18 protein-coding genes are annotated in these 17,266 nt (G+C 63.4%); 10 read left to right on the forward strand and 8 right to left on the reverse strand.

The window, feature by feature from the left end:
- The first annotated feature begins 12 nt into the window (after positions 1–12).
- The 6 genes from ATY78_RS12550 to ATY78_RS12575 all read left to right on the forward strand — a co-directional run bounded on the left by ATY78_RS12550 (position 13) and on the right by ATY78_RS12575 (position 5,434).
- The gene (locus ATY78_RS12550) at positions 13–1,002 is read left to right on the forward strand and encodes an ABC transporter permease (RefSeq protein WP_088682638.1); all 990 of its coding nucleotides are present in this window, start codon (positions 13–15) and stop codon (positions 1,000–1,002) included.
- Positions 999–1,832, forward strand: a complete 834-nt coding sequence (locus tag ATY78_RS12555) for an ABC transporter permease (protein ID WP_088682639.1) — start codon at positions 999–1,001, stop codon at positions 1,830–1,832. Before ATY78_RS12550 ends, ATY78_RS12555 begins: the two co-directional genes overlap by 4 nt.
- Positions 1,829–2,614 (forward strand): ABC transporter ATP-binding protein, encoded by a 786-nt coding sequence (locus ATY78_RS12560; protein ID WP_088682640.1) that lies wholly within the window; start codon positions 1,829–1,831, stop codon positions 2,612–2,614. Before ATY78_RS12555 ends, ATY78_RS12560 begins: the two co-directional genes overlap by 4 nt.
- Positions 2,611–3,393: a dipeptide/oligopeptide/nickel ABC transporter ATP-binding protein gene (locus tag ATY78_RS12565; RefSeq protein WP_088682641.1), complete on the forward strand. Its 783-nt coding sequence runs from the start codon at positions 2,611–2,613 to the stop codon at positions 3,391–3,393. The genes ATY78_RS12560 and ATY78_RS12565 overlap by 4 nt, the downstream gene beginning before the upstream one ends.
- An 11-nt stretch (positions 3,394–3,404) precedes the next feature.
- Complete coding sequence (locus tag ATY78_RS12570; RefSeq protein ID WP_088682642.1) at positions 3,405–4,499, forward strand: aminotransferase class V-fold PLP-dependent enzyme; 1,095 nt, start codon at positions 3,405–3,407, stop codon at positions 4,497–4,499.
- A gap of 71 nt (positions 4,500–4,570) precedes the next feature.
- Positions 4,571–5,434, forward strand: a complete 864-nt coding sequence (locus ATY78_RS12575) for a glycerophosphodiester phosphodiesterase family protein (protein ID WP_088682643.1) — start codon at positions 4,571–4,573, stop codon at positions 5,432–5,434.
- Here the strand turns inward: ATY78_RS12575 and ATY78_RS12580 are convergent.
- The 7 genes from ATY78_RS12580 to ATY78_RS12610 are packed head-to-tail and all read right to left on the reverse strand — an operon-like array spanning position 5,424 to position 12,621.
- The gene (locus ATY78_RS12580) at positions 5,424–6,248 is read right to left on the reverse strand and encodes an inositol monophosphatase family protein (RefSeq protein ID WP_088682644.1); all 825 of its coding nucleotides are present in this window, start codon (positions 6,246–6,248) and stop codon (positions 5,424–5,426) included. The two genes, ATY78_RS12575 and ATY78_RS12580, sit on opposite strands and share 11 nt — an antisense overlap.
- Positions 6,248–7,252: a LacI family DNA-binding transcriptional regulator gene (locus ATY78_RS12585; RefSeq protein ID WP_088682645.1), complete on the reverse strand. Its 1,005-nt coding sequence runs from the start codon at positions 7,250–7,252 to the stop codon at positions 6,248–6,250. The genes ATY78_RS12580 and ATY78_RS12585 overlap by 1 nt, the downstream gene beginning before the upstream one ends.
- Complete coding sequence (locus tag ATY78_RS12590) at positions 7,236–8,015, reverse strand: glycerophosphodiester phosphodiesterase (protein ID WP_088682646.1); 780 nt, start codon at positions 8,013–8,015, stop codon at positions 7,236–7,238. Before ATY78_RS12590 ends, ATY78_RS12585 begins: the two co-directional genes overlap by 17 nt.
- The gene (locus tag ATY78_RS12595) at positions 8,015–9,070 is read right to left on the reverse strand and encodes an ABC transporter ATP-binding protein (protein ID WP_088682647.1); all 1,056 of its coding nucleotides are present in this window, start codon (positions 9,068–9,070) and stop codon (positions 8,015–8,017) included. The genes ATY78_RS12590 and ATY78_RS12595 overlap by 1 nt, the downstream gene beginning before the upstream one ends.
- The gene (locus tag ATY78_RS12600; RefSeq protein ID WP_088682648.1) at positions 9,070–9,912 is read right to left on the reverse strand and encodes a carbohydrate ABC transporter permease; all 843 of its coding nucleotides are present in this window, start codon (positions 9,910–9,912) and stop codon (positions 9,070–9,072) included. Before ATY78_RS12600 ends, ATY78_RS12595 begins: the two co-directional genes overlap by 1 nt.
- Before the next feature lie 2 nt (positions 9,913–9,914).
- Positions 9,915–11,216, reverse strand: coding sequence for a sugar ABC transporter permease (locus ATY78_RS12605; protein ID WP_088682649.1), 1,302 nt, complete (start codon positions 11,214–11,216; stop codon positions 9,915–9,917).
- A gap of 58 nt (positions 11,217–11,274) precedes the next feature.
- Positions 11,275–12,621, reverse strand: coding sequence for an extracellular solute-binding protein (locus tag ATY78_RS12610; protein ID WP_088682650.1), 1,347 nt, complete (start codon positions 12,619–12,621; stop codon positions 11,275–11,277).
- Between the two features lie 249 nt (positions 12,622–12,870).
- On the opposite strand from ATY78_RS12610, the gene ATY78_RS12615 reads away from it, so the two are divergent.
- Both ATY78_RS12615 and ATY78_RS12620 read left to right on the forward strand, forming a co-directional pair.
- On the forward strand, positions 12,871–13,329 hold the full coding sequence (locus ATY78_RS12615) for a YbaK/EbsC family protein (protein ID WP_088682651.1): 459 nt from the start codon (positions 12,871–12,873) through the stop codon (positions 13,327–13,329).
- 84 nt (positions 13,330–13,413) lie between these two features.
- Positions 13,414–14,421: a Tim44 domain-containing protein gene (locus ATY78_RS12620; RefSeq protein ID WP_088682652.1), complete on the forward strand. Its 1,008-nt coding sequence runs from the start codon at positions 13,414–13,416 to the stop codon at positions 14,419–14,421.
- 53 nt (positions 14,422–14,474) lie between these two features.
- Here the strand turns inward: ATY78_RS12620 and ATY78_RS12625 are convergent, their stop codons facing one another.
- On the reverse strand, positions 14,475–15,506 hold the full coding sequence (locus ATY78_RS12625; protein ID WP_088682727.1) for a hydroxyacid dehydrogenase: 1,032 nt from the start codon (positions 15,504–15,506) through the stop codon (positions 14,475–14,477).
- 306 nt (positions 15,507–15,812) lie between these two features.
- Here ATY78_RS12625 and ATY78_RS12630 point away from each other — a divergent pair, with 306 nt between their 5' ends.
- Both ATY78_RS12630 and ATY78_RS12635 read left to right on the forward strand, forming a co-directional pair.
- Positions 15,813–16,412, forward strand: coding sequence for a HupE/UreJ family protein (locus ATY78_RS12630; RefSeq protein WP_088682653.1), 600 nt, complete (start codon positions 15,813–15,815; stop codon positions 16,410–16,412).
- A 273-nt stretch (positions 16,413–16,685) separates the two neighbouring features.
- Positions 16,686–17,264: a GbsR/MarR family transcriptional regulator gene (locus tag ATY78_RS12635; RefSeq protein WP_064806603.1), complete on the forward strand. Its 579-nt coding sequence runs from the start codon at positions 16,686–16,688 to the stop codon at positions 17,262–17,264.
- Positions 17,265–17,266: the final 2 nt, after the last annotated feature.

Here is a 17,266-nt window from a genome sequence, read left to right on the forward strand (position 1 = left end):
GCCCTCTCCGGCGTGAAACGAGCAATCATTCTCCTGAGACGCAGGGCGATCAGCAGCATTCCGGTGCTGCTGATCGTGGTGATTTTCACGTTTTTCCTGCTTGAATCCGCTTCGGGCGATGCGGTCGACGCCTATCTCGGCTCGATCGGCGGCGGTGACGCGGTGCTGATCCAGTCGCTGCGCGAGAGCTATGGCCTCGACCGCTCCATGCTCGCGCGCCTCTGGCTCTATCTCTCCTCGCTGGCCCGGTTCGATCTCGGCTGGTCAGTCGCCTTCAACCGGCCGGTCGGCGAACTGATCGCCGAACGCTTGCCCAACACGCTGCTCCTGATGGGAAGCGCCACGGCGCTTTCCTTCGGCCTCGGCTCGGCCCTCGGCATCCTTGCCGGCGCGCGGCCGGGCAGTTTGCGGGACCGGCTGCTGTCGATCGGTTCGCTTGTTGTTTATGCCATTCCGAGCTTCTGGCTTGGGCTGGTCTTGAGCATCGCCTTTTCGGTGAAGCTGCGCTGGTTTCCGATCGCCGGCATCGAGACGATCGCGTCCGGTAAGACGGGTTTTGCGCGCGCGCTTGATATTGCCGATCATCTGGTTCTGCCGGTCGGCGCGCTTGCCTTGATCTATCTCGCCCTGTTTCTGAGGGTGATGCGGGCCGGCATGACGGAGGCCTGGAAGCTGGATTTCGTGCTTTTCGCCCGCGCCAAAGGCCTGTCGCGCAGCCGCATCGTGCTGCGCCATGTCGCGCGCAATGCGCTGCTGCCCCTCGTCACCATGCTTGGGCTGCAATCGGCGGCCATGCTCGGCGGCAGCGTGGTGATCGAGAGTGTCTTTGCCGTCCCCGGTTTCGGGCGGCTGGCTCAGGAGGCGGTCAACGGCCGCGACGCGCCGCTGCTGATGGGCATTATCGTCACCAGCGCCGTCCTCGTCATATCGGTCAACTTCCTCGTCGATCTCGTCTATGCCGCGCTCGACCCGCGCATCGGCGCTTCGGAGGGCGGCGCATGAGCCGGTTCCAGCTGTTCCTGCGCCAGCCGGAAGGCGTGATCGGGTTTGTGATCCTGGTCATCCTGCTTCTAGCGAGCCTGCTTGCGCCCATCGTCTCGCCGGGTGATCCGTTGAGGATTGCCGGTCGCGCGTTGCTGGCGCCATTTTCCGATCCGGCTTTTCCGCTCGGCACGGATCGTCTCGGCCGCGATGTCCTCGCCGGCCTGCTCTACGGCGCGCGTACGTCGCTCGCTGTCGGTCTTGCAGCGGCGTTTTCGGCCATGCTCCTCGGCGTCTGCGTCGGCATGGCGGCTGGTTTTGTCGGTGGGATCGTTGACGAGGCGCTGATGCGTGTGGTCGATGCCTTCCAGATCGTGCCGGCTTTCTTGCTCGCCCTTGCCTTCGTCAGCACCATAGGCGTCTCCACGCCGGTCGTCGTTCTTGCCATCGCGCTCGGCGCCTGGGCCGATCCGGCGCGGCTGACGAGAGCGCAGGTGCTGGCGATCCGCGAGCAGGATTATGTCGCCTCGGCAAGGGTGATCGGCATGCATCCGACCGAGATTGCCTTCCGCGAGATCCTGCCGAACGCGCTGCCGCCGGTGCTGGCGCTTTCCGCCACCATCGTTGCCGGCGCGATCCTCACCGAGGCAGCACTTTCCTTTCTGGGTCTCGGCAATCCGAATATCGCCACCTGGGGTTCGATGATCGCCGAGGGCCGCAGCGTCCTGCGTTCGGCCTCCTATCTCTCGGTCATCCCGGGCGCCGCCCTCGCCGTGACCGTGCTCGGTGTCCATCTCTTCAGCGAAGGCCTCGGCAAGGCGCTGGTCGAGAACGGCGTGAGGGCGGCATGAGCGACATTTTCTGCAGCCTGCGGGGGCTTTCGGTCACTTATGGGCGCGGCGCGGTCGCACTCGAAGCTGTCGATCTCAATATCGTCGCCGGCGAAAGGCTCGCGATCATCGGCGAAAGCGGCTCCGGCAAGAGCACCCTCGCCCGCGCGCTCGCCGGTCTTTTGCCTGAAGGAGCGAGGGTCAGCGGCGAAATGCGCTGGCCCGGCCTTGGTCGTCCGCCCCGTCCCGGCCGCGATTTCGGCTTCGTCTTCCAGGATCCGGGTTCCAGCCTCAACCCCGTGCTCACGATCGGCGAGCAGATCGCCGAAGGCGCAAGGCGCCATCTCGGTCTCGGCTGGAAACAGGCCTATGTCAGAGCCGAGGAATTGCTCGAGCGGGTGCGGATGCCGCAGCCTGAGAAAGTGATACGGGCCTTTCCGCATCAGCTTTCCGGCGGCCAGCGTCAGCGCGTGGCAATCGCAGCGGCCATCGCCGCAAGACCTGCGCTGCTGATCGCCGACGAGGCGACGAGCGCGCTCGACGTCGTCGTCCAGGCCGAGATCATCCGTCTTCTCGATGGTCTGGTGCGTCAGGATGGCATGACGCTTGTCTTCATCACCCACGACATCGCGCTTGCCTCCGGCTTCGTCGACCACATCGCCGTCTTTCACAATGCGCGGCTGGTCGAGTCGGGTCCCGTCCGCTCCGTGCTTTCGGCGCCGAAAAGCGACTATACCGCCACCCTCATCGCCAGCCATCGCGACCTCGAGACACCGCCGCTGATCGCCGGGGTGCTGGCATGAACCCGATGCTGCTTTCCATCGAAAACGTCTCGAAAGGCTTTTCCTCCTCCGGGCGCAGGATCGCTGCTCTCGACAATGTCTCACTGACGATTGCAGCCGGCGAAACACTCGGTCTTGTCGGCGCCTCAGGCAGCGGAAAATCGACGCTGTCGCGCATCTTGCTGCGGCTTCTCTCCAGTGATGCCGGTTCGATCCGCTTCGAGGGAGAGGATTGGCTTGCGCTGTACGGCGCGTCGCTGCGCCGCAAACGGGCGCGAATGCAGATGGTGTTCCAGGACCCGCTCGCGGCCTTCAATCCGCTGGCGACTGTGGGCACCGTTCTCGACGATCCGTTACGCATTCATGGCGTCGTCCCAAGAGAACGGCGCGCCGGCGAGATCGCAATGCTTCTCGAACGTGTCGGCCTGTCTGCCGATTTTGCCGGCCGGCCGGTCCGTGCGCTCTCCGGCGGCCAGCGCCAGCGTGTGGCGATCGCCCGGGCTATTGCCACGCGTCCCTCTCTGCTGGTGCTTGACGAGGCGGTCTCGGCGCTCGATGTCACGGTGCGCGGCAAGATACTCGAACTTCTGGTCGGCCTGCAGAAAGAACAGGGCATTGCCTGTCTCTTCATTTCGCACGATCTTGCCGTGGTGCGCGCCGTCTCCCACCGCATCGCCGTCATGGATGGCGGGCGGATTGTCGAGACCGGCCCGGCGGCGGCAGTCGTTGCCAAACCGAAATCGGCTGCCGGCCGCGCGCTCGTGGAAGCGGTCCCCCGTCTCGTCACCGATCCGTCCTGAAGGAAACGTCCATGTCCGATCCCGGTTGGAATCCCCTGCACGGCCTCCCCTCCTATCCCGCGGAACGCTATGCAGCCCTGGCCGACAGGATCGGCGGCATCTTGCAGAGCCGCAACGATATATTGCTGGTGCAGGCCGAGGCGGTGGTGGCGCTGGAGGCAACAGCCGTCAGCCTTGCGAGTCCCGGCCTTTCAGTCCTCAACATCGTCACCAGTCCCTATGGCGGCTGGTTCGGGCAATGGCTGCGTCGGGGTGGTGCCACGGTCCGGGATATCGTTGCCGAACCGGGCCTGCCGATCGAGATCGAGGTGGTCGCCACGGCGCTCGATGCCGCTCCTCGCATCGACGTGCTCGCTGTGGTTCACGCGGAATCCGCGAGCGGCATATTGAACCCCCTGCCGGAGATCCTGGCGCTTGCCCGTTCACGCGGCATTGTCACCGTCGTCGATGCGGTCGCTTCCGTCGGCGGCCATCCGCTCGATGTCGAGGCTCTCGGCATCGACATTGCAATCATCGGTCCGCAGAAGGCGCTCGGCGGTCCGGCTGGCGTCTCCGCGCTCTCGGTCAGCCGCCGCGCCTGGGAATTGATTTTGAGAGATGACGCGCCGCGCGATTCGATCCTGTCGCTGGCCGATTTGAAGAGATGGATCGACAGTGGCAGGCAGGCTCTGCCGGGAACGCCGGCGCCGCTGGAATTCTTCGCGCTGGAGACGGCGCTCGACCGGGTCGAGGCCGATGGTATCGAGACGCTGATCGCCCGCCATGCGCTCGCAGCATCGGCGACACGGGCGGGCCTTGCCGCACTCGGCGCCGGAGCCTGGGTGCCGCCGGCAAAGGCTTCCAACCTGGTGACGGCCGTGCCGGTGCCGGCGGGACTGGAGCCTGCCGCCTTGATTAGCGCTGCCGCGCGGTTGGGCGTCGAGTTGACCGAAGGTTTGGGAAACGCGCCCAACCATCTCGTGCGCCTGAATCATACCGGCCCGCGCGCCACGTTCCAGGCGGTGCTCGCGAATGTCGTGGCTTATGGTGTGGCCCTCAGGCAGGCTGGCCATCCGGCCGACATTGCCGCCGCCTCGGAGGCTGTTTCGGCGACCTACAGTCGATGAAACCAATCTTCGGCCCTTGATAATCACGGCTCGTCAAGGCAGGAGAATGGCTTCACGGAGACTCGGCAGAGATGACGAAATTGCTGGATGCGCAGGGCCTGGAGATTTTGCACGCGGGACATCGTACCCGCTTGAAATGGCATCGGCTGCGCAAGCGGTTTGCCGATCCGCTGTTCTCAGCCGAGGTGATGGCGGAGGGTTTTGCAGCCGGTGCGTCGATGGAGCTTGATCTGCGCGTGCGTGCTGACGGCGGCTTCGTCGTGCTGCACGACGAGGAGCTCGAAGGTGAAACGACGGGCCATGGGTCGATCGCCGCGAAGAACATCACCGATCTCCGCGATATCAGGATGCAGGAAGGCGGCCGGCCGCTGATCCTCAGCGAAGATCTCGCCGCCATGATGCAATCGACGCATCCGGACGCACTGCTGCAATTCGACATGAAGGACGATTATGAAGCGATCGGTTCGAGGGGTATTGCCCATCTCGCCGAGCATTTCCGGAATATCGCCGCTTCGGTGATCGTCAGCGGCGGCAGCCTCGACCTCATCGTCGCGGTCGGGCAGAAGCTTCCGCACCTGCTGCGCGGCATCGATCCGACCGACAAGCTTTACGACATCAGGAAGGCCAGCGGCTGGAAGGCGGTCGAGATGGAGTTGCGCGCCGACCTAAACGGCCCGACCGATCCGGACACGGTCTATCTCCACTGGCCGCTGATCCTCAATGCCGCCAAAGAGGGGCTGGATATGATCGCGCTGTGCCGGGACCACGGCAAGCGCGTCGACGCCTGGACCTTCACTCTGAAGGATCCGGAGGCCGGCTTCAACGACGAGGAGTGGCAGAATTTCTCGGCGCTGATGACGCTCAAGCCGGACCAGATCACCACCGACGAGGCGCCGGCGACCGAACGCGCCTGGCGTCGGCGCATTAACGGTTAGCGGGCGCCAGTCCTTCTATATCGAGGATGAAAGCGAATTCGTCGGCAAGCCCCGGCGAATGGGCGATCACCGGTCCGCCTTGTGCAAGCAATCTTTCGACCGGCGGCATCGCCACCATCGCGCCTGCTTCTTCGGCGATCAGCGCGCCGGCGAGCATATCCCATGCGTTGAGATGGCGTTCGTAATAGAGATCGGCCGCACCTTCGGCGACGCGGACGAGATCGATGGCAGCCGCACCCATGCGGCGATAATCCATGCCGCGCTCGTGGAGCCGCTTGGAAAGGGCGAGATAATCGTCGAAGCTGGTCTTGCGGGAATGGCCGAGAATGACGAGCGCGTTGGCCGGATCGGCCGTCGCAGCCGCATGCACCGGCCGGCCGTCCTTGAAGGCGCCGCCGCCGCGGATCGCGTGAAAGACCTTGTCTTCGGTTGCGTCATAGACCACGCCGATCTCGACTCTGCCATCGATGACGAAGGCGATCGAGACGCCCCAGTGGCTGAAACCTCTGATGTAATTGGTCGTGCCGTCGATCGGATCGACGACCCAGGTGCCGGTCCCGCCCGATTGCCCGCCGCTCTCCTCTCCCATGAACGTATCATCGGGAAAATGCGACAGAAGCCTGTCGCGGATCGCCTGTTCGGCCTTCCTGTCGGCGACGGTGACGAAGTCCTGCAATCCCTTGTTTTCGACGGCAAGCGTCCCGGAGTTGGAGTCGCGCCGAAACCGCGCCGTTTCCCGCCCGACCTCGAGGGCAACGGCGATCGCGATCTGCGCACGCGCGCGGATGGCGGTGGCATCGAATGCGGAATTCATCAGGCAGTCCTTCTTTTTATCAACGTTACCGGCGTGAATTCGACGCGCGCCGTCAGATCAGGCTCTGCGATCCGGCTCATCAGCAGATCGACGGTCTGTTCGGCCTGGATATCGCAGGGCTGGCGGATCGTTGTAAGCTCGTAGGCGGTCCAGCTCGCCTGGGGAATATCGTCATGGCCGATGATGCGTATCGGCGGCGCATCATCGCGGCCGCGGCCCTGCATGACGCGGTCGATTACGCCGCAGGCCATGTAATCATTGGCGCAGAACAGCCCGTCGATGCCGGAGGCGGCAAGTTCGCCTGCCGCGGCATAACCGCTCTGGTAATCGTTGATCCTGACCTGCAGAAACTGCGCCTCGAATCCGAGCTGCTTGCAGCGTGCGACGAAGGCCTCGCTGCGGCGCCGTGCCGTATAGGATCTGGCCGGCGCGGCCATCACGGCGGGTTTTCGCACGCCGCTGTCGATCAGGTGGCTGGCCGCCAGATGCCCGGCCATGCGGTCGTCGGAGATGATGCGGTCGACGAAGGGAATGTCGTTGCCTTTGTTGATCAGCGCGATCGGCACGCCTTCGGCCGCGCATTGTTCGCAGATTTCGCTCGGCGGCGCGTCCGATGTGACGATGACGCCGGAAACGGCGTAATGCAGCAACTGGCCGATGACGGTCGACGTATCCGCTTCCTGTGAGGTGGGCAGCAGGATGGGTCGAAAATTGCGGGCGAGCAGCACCCGTGACAGATGCTCGATCTGCAGCGTGCGGAACGGATTGTCGAAACCGGCGGCGACGAGGCCGACGAGATCGGAGCGTTTGTTGGTGAGGCTTCGGGCGAGATAGTTCACCCGGTAGCCGAGTTCCTTGGCGGCCTGATAGACCTTCTCGCGCGTCTTCGGCGAGACGCTGGCATCCGGCGTGAAGGCGCGCGACACGGCGGCGCGCGAGACGCCTGCCACACGCGCCACGTCGAAGGAGGTTACCTTGCGCGGTCCCTTATCCCTGTCTGCCAACTGCTTTTTCCCTCTCTGCCGGCGGCCGCATCATATCGGGCAGATCCGTGCAGATGCCAAGTACCGGAAGCGTCATGATGTCATCGAGGATGGCCCGCCGTTCCTCGTGCCAAAGCACGATCTCGCGGCCCTCTTCGAAGGCGCGGGCCATCAGCGCCTCGCTCACCAGATCCTGCGGGCGTTCTCCCGCCCTCTCCCAGCAGAGATGCAGGATATCGGCGCCCGCCTCGTCGCCGAGGAGATGCGGATCGTGGCCGACGCGGATCAGCACCGAAAGCGGGAAATCGCAGCCTGCATCCCTGAGTTCGCGCACCTGTGCGGTGTCGAAGGAACCGAGGCAGGCAAAACGCTGGTTCATCTCGGCAAGATGACGCCAGCAGCGCAGGCCGGTTCCAGGCGCCTTGAGCTCGACATAGAGACCGGTTCCGGTCTCGCGGCCGAGAGCGGCCACTTCCGAAAAACTCGGAACATCCACGCCGTCGAGGGCGGAGAGTTCGGCGGCCGTCATCTCGGAAATACGGCGATCGATGCCGAAGACGCGTTCCAGATGGTCGTCATGCGAAACGACGACCACGCCGTCTTTGGTCAGTTGCGTGTCGAGCTCCCACATCTCAGCGCCGAGTTCGGCAGCGCGCCGGAAGGCGGCGATCGTGTTCTCGCGTTCATGGCCGCTGGCGCCGCGATGGCCGATGCAGAAGGGAAGCCGGCCCTTGGCCGCCGGCCAGCCGTAACGCCCGAAGAAGGTTGAGAAATCGCGGGGCATCAGAGCCTCCCGCCATTTTCATCGAAGACCAGCACGCCGCGGCTGTCGATCGCCCAACGGACATCGTCGCCGACGTGAATGTCGTTGCGCACCGGCTGGATCGACCGCAGCAGCGGCCCGCCGGCAAGAGCAACGTCGTAAAGGTTCTCGCGCCCCTGAGTTTCGGCGAAGGTGACCTTGCCGGAGACGGGGGTGTCGCCCGCCGGAGTAAAATGCTCCGGCCGGACGCCGAGCATCAGCCTCGTGCCTTCGGCGGCAGCGACGGTATCAGGCAAAGCTACTCGGATTTCGCTTTCCGGGATTGCGAAGGCGCCCTTGTCCATGATGCCGCGCAGGAAGGCGATCGGCGGATTGCCCAGGAAGCCGGCGACGAAGGCGGTCTTGGGATCATTGTACATTTCGGCTGGCGTGGCGATCTGGACGATCTCACCTTCCTTCATGATGGCGATGCGGTCGCACATGCTCATCGCTTCCACCTGGTCATGGGTGACGAGGATGGCGGTGATGCCGGTCTCGCGCTGCAGGCGGCGGATTTCCGAGCGCATTTCGAGGCGCAGCTTGGCGTCGAGATTGGCGAGCGGTTCATCGAGCAGCAGCACGTCGGGCTTGCGGATCAGCGCGCGGGCGAGCGCCACACGTTGCTGCTGGCCGCCGGAAAGCTCGGCCGGCCGGCGGCCCATCAGATTGCCGATCTGGACGAGGGCCGCGATCTTGTCGACCTCCTTGCGGATGTCGGCGGCGGGCGCGCCCTTCACCTTCAGGGGAAAGCCGATGTTTTCGGCAACCGTCATATGCGGGTAGAGCGCATAGGACTGGAAGACGACGCCGACATTGCGGGCCTGGCTCGGCAGGTCGGTGACGTCGCGGTCGCCGAAGAGGATGCGTCCGCCGGTCGGCCGGTGAATGCCGCAGACCGCAAAAAGCGTCGTCGATTTGCCGCAGCCGGAAGGGCCGAGCAGCGCCAGCATCTCGCCGTCGCCGACTTCGAGCTGCATGTTCTCGATGACCTTGGTGGAGCCGAAGCTCTTCGAAAAATTGTCGAGGAGAATGCGCATCAGCCTTTGCTCCCGCCGCCGTAGATGTTCATGAGATATTTGTTGAAGAGTGCGTAGGCGATCAGAACCGGAAGGAAGTAGAAGATGCCGACCGCCTTGAACATGTTGAAATCGTAGTTGTTGTCGTCGACCAGGAAGCCGGCGAGATAAACCGACAGCACCTGTACCTGGTTGCCGGGCGCCAGCACCTGCGGCAGGATGAATTCGCCCCAGCCGGAGAGGAAGGAGAACAGGCCGAGCGCCATGATGCCGGGCTTGACCTGCGGCAGCACGAGGCTGCGCCAGACGCGGAAGCGCGAGGCGCCGTCGACGACGCCGGCCATTTCGATTTCCCAGGGCACGGTGTCGTAGAAGCCCTTCATCAGCCAGATGCCGAGCGGCAGGTCGATCGCCGCCTTCACCAGGATCACGCCGACCAGCGAATTGTAGAGGCCGATCATCTGCAGCACGATGAAGATGGCGATGATCAGCGTCACCGAGGGGAAGGCATGCAGCACCATGACGCCGGCAAGGAAGAAGCCGCGTGCCGGCACATTCAGCCGCGACAGCACGTAGCCCGCCATCGACGATACGATGAGCACGACGCTGGTGGTGCAGGCTGCAAAGAGCAGCGTATTCACAGTCACCTGCCAGATGTTGGCCTTGCCCGGTGTCGTCTGCCACAGGAAACGCCAGTGATCGAGCGTCAGGCCGGAAGGCAGCAAGGCGTCCGGCTGCTTTACCGTCACGGTGTCGAGGAAGAGATAGACATACATCAGGAGCAGCGGCAGGCTGACGATCGTCAGTGCCGATATGACGGGCCAGCTGCTGTAATTTGCCGAGGGCTGCGATCGTTCGGCCATGGTCAATCCTCGATCAGGGGCTTGGCGACAAGCGTGCGGTAGTTGAAGACGCGCAGATAGAGGAGCGACAGCGTCACGCCGATGACGACGAGCACCAGCGCCATGGCCGCACCCAGCCCGTATTCGAGATTGCCGGCATAATTCCTGAGCGCGGTATGATAGGCGGCGAGCGCCCAGACCTCGGTCGAATTGCCCGGTCCGCCGTTGGTGGCGAGCAGGATCTCGTTGAAGGAGGCGAGCAGCGACAGCGTCTGGTAGCAGGTGACGAAGAGGATCGGCCAGCGCATCTGCGGCAGGATGATGTAGCGGATCTGCTGCCAGCGTGAAGCGCCGTCGACCTCGCTCGCATAGAACTGGCTCTTGGGAATGGCCTTCATTGCCGACGAGAAGACCAGCATGCCCATCGAGGCGCCGATGAAACCGTTGATCAGCACGACGAAGAACCAGGCGTTATAGGCGGTGTCGAGCAGGTAGTTCTTCGGGGGATAACCGAACTTGCCCATCAGGATGGAGATGAAGCCGCTGTCCCAGGCGAGCCATTTCCACAGCAGGACATAGATGACCACGGGGGTGATGCGCGGCAGGAGCCAGATGCCGCGGAAGATCGAGGCTGGCCCCGGCGGCATGTAATGCGTCCAGATCGCCAGCAGCAGCGCATAGCCGACATTGAAAAGCGTCAGTACCAGGGCGACGTAGAGCGCGGTATTCAGGAGCACGCGCGCCATGTCGGGCGAAGTGGCCAGGCGCGAGAAATTGTCGGTCGTCCAGGTCCAGCCGGTATAGGTGGTCGTGGCGACCGTTTCCTTCTGTTCCGGCGTCAGCTTGAGGCCCAGCGTATCAAGAGCCGAAAACAGCTGTTCCTTGCTGTCGAAGCGTGTGTTGACGACGGAGCGGTTGAACTGTTCGGAGATCTGTTTGACGTCGCGCGTCGAAGGCCTCTCGGAGAGATCCTTGATCATCCGCTCGGCGTCGCGGCGGGTCGCAAAGACCTCGCCCGTATGTTTGGCGCGCAATTCGCCGGCAATCCCCGGCGCGAGCCCGAGGCCCTCCACGGCCTTGATACCGGCTTCATCGATTGCGTAGCGCGGCTCGGAAATCTCGGCGGCAATGTCGGGCATCGCCGATTTCAGCGTGATCAGGGAATTGGGCGCGATCTGGTAGACACCGCCGGAGATACCGGTCGCGGTCGTCATATTGGTCATCGAGAAAACCGCCGTCAGAACGACCGGCAGCAGGAAGAACAGGACGATCATGATCGCCGCGGGCGCGATCATCACCAGTCCGAGTGTTCTGGACGATTTCATGGCAGCCTCCTCGCGGGACCGGCCGGGCGGCGGGATTGCCGCCGCCCGGAGGAATGCGTCAGCGGATGACGATCTTGTCGCCGAGCGTGCTCTTCAGCTCGCTCTCGGCATCACTGACCGCGGCATCGACGGTCTTGTCGCCGGTCCAGGATGCCTGGAGGTTCTTCCACATGATGTTCCAGTAGGTGCCGAAATCGGAATTGTTCGGCATCGCATTGGCATGCGGCAGCAGGCGTTCCGTGGCTTCGCGGGTCCAGCGGTCGGCCGAGTAGAAATCGACTTCGGATTCTGCCTCGGAGATGCCGAGATGGGCCGATTTGACCGCATGCAGCGCATTAATGCGCGGCTCGGAGGCGATCGTGATCAGCTGGGCGGCGATATCGGTGTCTTCCTTGTCGTGACCTGAGGTCAAGAGGTAGACGAGCGGATGGGTCAGCGTGTTGGCCTTGCCGCCTTCGCCGGCCGGGATCAGCGCGAAGATCACGTTGCCGAAGAAGTCCTTGAGGCCTTCCTGGTTGACGAGACGGGCATAGTGCCAGGTGCCGCCGTCCCAGATGCCGGCCTTGCCGGTGGCGACTTCCTTCCACCATTGGTCGCCCGGCATGCCGATATGGTTCTTCTTCGTAACGCCTGATTTAACGGCATCGGCGAAGAACTGGTAGGTGCGGGTCATCGCCGCCTTGTCGAAGACGAGCTTGCCGCCCTCTTCCATCGTGCCGCCGAAGCTGGTGTAGAACTGCCAGTAGTCGGGGCCGTTGCTGGGGCGCGGATAGAAGCCGTAGCCCGCCTGGACGAGGCCCTTGTCCTGCATCTTCTTGGCGTCTTCGAGCAGGTTCTTCATCGTATACTTGCCGTCCTGGACGCTCTGCGGCAGCGCGTCCAGATCGGCGTCGCTATAGCCGATCGCCTTCATATAAGGCTTCCAGAAGAACATCGGGCGGGATTCGGCATCCTGCGGAATGCCGTAGACGGTGCCGTTGTAGGAGGCGATCAGCAGCAGGTTCTCGTAGATGCCGTTGAGCGGCCAGGAGTCGAGATCGACGTAATCCTCGATCGGAACGATGAGGCCGGCCTGCGACCAGGGCGCGATGTCTTCATGGCCGCTGACGACGATATTGGGCGCGGTCTTGGCTTCCGCAGCGAGCGTCAGCGCCTGCTTGAAGTCCTCCCAGGCGGAGTAGGATTTCTTCTCGACGGTGATCTTCAGGTCTTCGCCCTTGAGCGCGGCCTGGCGCTGCAGCTGCTGGGCTGCGATCTCGATGGCGTCGAGGCGATAGACGTCGTTCGGGCCGGTGCCACCGGCCCAGACGCTGATGGTGATGTCCTTGGCGAATGCGAGAGCGGACGTCGAAGCCAGGATGGCGGCCGCGACGGTGAGGGACTTCAGTGTCGGTAAAATGGTCATTTTCTTCATCTCCCCAGAAGAGCAGTGTGAGGCCTCTTTGACGGGTCATCACTGGTGTTGACGACCGTTTCGAAAGCCCGCGAAAACGTGACAAGTCCCGCTCTATGGGTTTGTTGTAACGGCCGAATGACAAATTTGAGCACGTGTGCAAAATTATTATGACCATGTCCGAGCGACTTGCAAGCGGCGGTTTTCGGCAGGCATCTTTTACGCTTCAAATTGCTCCTTTCCTGGTCTAGCATCCCGGCCATGAGCCTCGAATCCGTCCGCGCTTTTCTGAGCACCCACGCACCCGATATCGAAATCATCGAAACCGCCGAGAGCTCCTCGACGGTGGCGCTTGCCGCCGAAGCCCATGGCGTGGAGCCTGCCCAGATCGCCAAGACGATTTGCCTGCGCGTGGGCGAGCAGGCGATGCTGGTCGTTGCCGGCGGCACGGCGCGGCTCGACAATCGCAAGTTCAAGGATACGTTCGGAGGCAAGGGGCGCATGCTCGATGCGGAGGAGGTCGTTGCGATGACGAGCCATCCCGTCGGCGGCGTCTGCCCGTTCGGCCTGCCCGCGCCATTGCCCATCTATTGCGACATCTCGCTGAAACGCTTCGACGAGGTGGTGCCCGCCGCCGGCTCGACGAATTCGGCCGTGCGCATCGCCACCGGGCGGCTTGCGGAGCTCACCGGCGCGAGCTGGGTCGACGTCTGCCAGTAAAGCGGCAGAAGAACTTCAAACTTGAGAATGAGTACCTATATTAGCTCCCGATATGCCACGATTGTGCATGACAGGAGATCAGGAATGCCGGGTGCCGTTTCGCGTTTTGCCAAGATTGCGGCGATTGCCGTACTGACGAGCGCTACCGTTTTTGCTTCGCTCGGTGATGCCGAGGCCCGCCGCGCCGGCGGCTCCGGTTTCGGGAGCCGCGGCACGCGCACCTTCCAGGCTCCGCCCGTCACCCAGACCGCACCCGCGCCTGCCGCGCCGATCGAACGGTCGATGACGCCGCGTCCGCAGACGACGGCGCCGGCCACCGCACAGCAGCCCCTCGGCGCCCAGCGGCCCGGCCTCTTCAACGGCTTCGGCCGTTCGATGATCGGCGGCCTGATCGCCGGCGGCCTTCTCGGCATGCTGCTCGGCCACGGTTTCGGCGGCGGCTTCGGCTTCCTCGGTATGCTGCTGCAGATCGCCCTTATCGGCGGCGCGATCATGCTCGCCATGCGTTATTTCGCCAACCGCCGCCAGCCTTCTTATGGCGTCGGCGGTCAGAGCCGCTCCTTTGGTCAGTCCTACGGCATGTCGCCCGCCAACCATTCGTCGTTCCAGATTCCGGCGATCGGTTCGGGCGCCGGTTACGCCGGACAGTCGAGCGGCAATCGCCCGAGCGACGAGATCGGGCTCGCGCAGGCCGATCTCGACCAGTTCGAGGAATTGCTGACGAACGTGCAGACAGCTTACGGCGCCGAAGACTACGGCACGTTGCGCCGTCTGACGACGCCCGAGGCCATGTCCTATCTTGCCGAGGAGCTCGGCGAAAACGCCACCAACGGCGTGCGCAACCGCGTCTCCGACGTCAAGCTGCTGCAGGGCGATATCGCCGAGGCCTGGCGCGAGGACGGCCAGGAATTTGCAACGCTCGCCATGCGCTACTCCTCGATCGATGCCATGGTCGAACGCGACAGCGGCCGTGTCGTCTCCGGCGACGACCGCCGGCCGAGCGAAAGCACCGAGATCTGGACCTTCGTGCGCAGGCCCGGCGCGGACTGGAAACTCGCCGCGATCCAGGGCACCGAGCAGCGCGCCGCTTAAAGAACGCTCTTATTCATGCCGCCCAAGCTGTCAGTCAGTTCGGGGCGGCTTTTTTAATTCACCGCGACCGGCTTGGAGCGCATGCGGGAAACGGTCTCGCGCTCGGCGCGTTTGCAGCGCATCGGCGGCAGGCCCCGATCCATCAGGTCCATGTCTTCAAGCACCATGTCGCCCATCTTCTTGAAGGCGCTGTCGAGCGCGCCGGCCCGGTGCGCCGAGCGGATGAAGCCTTTCAGGCTCCGCACGGGATGGTCGGCCGGCAGAGGCTCTTGCGGGTAGACGTCGCTTGCCGCGACGATGTGGCCTGATGAGACCGCCGCCGTCAGCGCGTCGAAATCGACGACATCGGCGCGGCTGAGGAGAATGAAGGCCGCGCCCCTGCGCATGCTGGCAAAGGCCTCAGCGCCGAGAAAACCCTTGTTTTCGCTGGTGACGGCTGCGACGACGAAGACGAAATCGCTTTTCGTCAGCACATCCTCCAGGCTTGCGGGTTCGACGCCGTTTTCTTCGAGGATCGAGCGCGGTAACCAGGGATCGAAGACCCTGATGCGCGCCCGGAAGCCGGACAGAACCCGGCGCAGCGCCTTGCCGAGATCGCCGAAGCCGACGATGCCGATCTCCGAGCCGGCAATCAGCCGCGCGCTTGCATTGCCCTCCCCGCCCCAGAGCTCGCTGCCTTCGCGGAAGGCGACATCCGCATCGACGATTCCGCGCGACAGGGCCAGCGCAAAGCCGAGACCGATTTCGGCTACCGGCTCGGCAAAGACCTGGCCCGTCGTTACGACATGAATGCCGCGCTCAAAGAGCACATCATAGGGCATGTTGTTGAGGAGATTGCTCTCGACGTTGAGGATCGAGCGCAAGGCCTGCATTCTGGCAAGCGTTTCCGCCGAAAGCGGCGGCTGGCCGATGATATAGCGCGCCCTGCCGAGGATGCCATCGCCGAGGCCGGCGATATTGTCCGGATCGGCCTCGACGATTTCGTATTTCGCATGTAGTTCGGCGCGCGCCTCGTCGGTGAAGATCAGGTCGAGCGTGCGCGGTTCGGGCGCGCTGATCGCCAGCGGACGTTCGGTATTGGTCATCGATGTCTCCTCCATCGCAGCGTTTTGCGCTGCCTCGGCTCAGCGATTGATAGCGCCTGCGCAGGGTGCTTTCCAGGTTTCGGCGGAGGGAATGTGAAAACTGAAGGCCTTCGATGTGTCGATATCGAGGTGACGCTGCCAAAAACGGCATTTGCCTATCAAGTAAGCAATTGAATTAGCTTAGTATTTGTTTTGGTTCTCGTTGACGCCGCAAGTTCGTTGAACTAGCTTGATGCGAACGGCCTGTAACCATGCCCGGTGTTCGGCCGTCACAAGATATCGGAAAACTCACGAGGGGATCGAGCAATGAAATCAGCACTCAAGAGCGGCCTGCTTGCCTTGGCTGCCGCGGCGCTCCCGGCCGTCGCCACTGCCCATCCCGCCATCGGCGAAGCCGCCGGCTTCAGCCATGGCTTTGCCCATCCGATATCAGGCCTCGATCATATCCTCGCCATGGTGATGGTCGGTGTTTTCGCGTTTCAGCTCGGTGGCCGCGCGACATGGCTCGTGCCGGCGACCTTCGTTCTGGTGATGGCGCTCGGCGGTGTCCTCGGCGTTGCCGGCATCAATGTTCCCTTCGTTGAAACCGGGATCGCGCTTTCCGTCGTCGTGCTCGGGGCGGCCATTGCCCTCAACGTCAAGGCGCCGCTTGCTGCAGCGCTCGGCACCGTCGGCCTCTTCGCCCTTTTTCATGGTCATGCGCACGGCGCCGAAATGCCGGAAAATGTGACCGGTGCGGCCTACGCCGCCGGTTTCATGATCGCAACCACGTTGCTGCACGTCGCCGGCCTTGCCCTTGGATATATCGTCGGCCGCGCCGGTGAACGTCAGGGCGTTTTCGTGACACGGGCAGCCGGCAGCATTGCGGCTATCTCAGGCGTCGGCATCCTCGCCGGCTTGATCTGAATCTGGCGGCAGTCCAGCCGCCTCCATACATCAAAGTCCAGTTAGAACGCCCGGTACGCGCCATACGCTGCCGGGCGTTTCCGCGTGCTGCGCAGGCGCGCGGATTTGATCAAAATCAAATTCGGCCGCGTCGCGTCGGGCTATATCCGATGCACAATCAACGAACGGACATCCAAATTGACGCAGGGCCGCTTTGCCGACTGTCGGCTGGATACGAAAGTTAGTATGGTGATTTCAGAAATTTCTGAAATCACAGACACAACGGAAACGACCATGAATCTTCCGCCTCTCGTCCAGTCCTTCGTTCTCCACTTCGGCGAAATGGGCTCCCGCTGGGGGATCAACCGCACGGTCGGCCAGATCTATGCGCTGCTCTTCGTCTCTCCCGCCCCGCTTTGCGCGGAGGAGATCGCCGACTCCCTCAGCATCTCACGTTCCAATGTGTCGATGAGCCTGCGTGAATTGCAGGCCTGGAACCTCGTCCTTCTCAAGCACAAGCCGGACGATCGCCGCGATTTCTTCACCACGCCCGATGATGTCTGGCAGATATTGCGGACGCTCGCCGAGGAGCGGAAGAAGCGGGAGGTCGACCCGACGCTGTCGGTCCTGCGTGAAATCCTGATGCAGCGCCCCGCGAGCGAAACCGAGCGCTATGCGCAAGAGCGCATGGGCGAGATGCATACGCTGATCGAACAGCTGACGCATTGGTATGAAGACGTAAAACAACTTGAAACGGAAAGGCTCGCGACGCTACTCTCGCTTGGCGCGAAAGTGACAAAGCTTCTGGAGGCCAAGGACCGGGTCATCTCGCTCGGCCGCAGCCGCCGGCCGAATCCTGCGAACAAGAGTTAGCG

The sequence above is a fragment of the Rhizobium sp. R635 genome, from assembly GCF_002211285.1.
GTDB lineage: Bacteria > Pseudomonadota > Alphaproteobacteria > Rhizobiales > Rhizobiaceae > Rhizobium.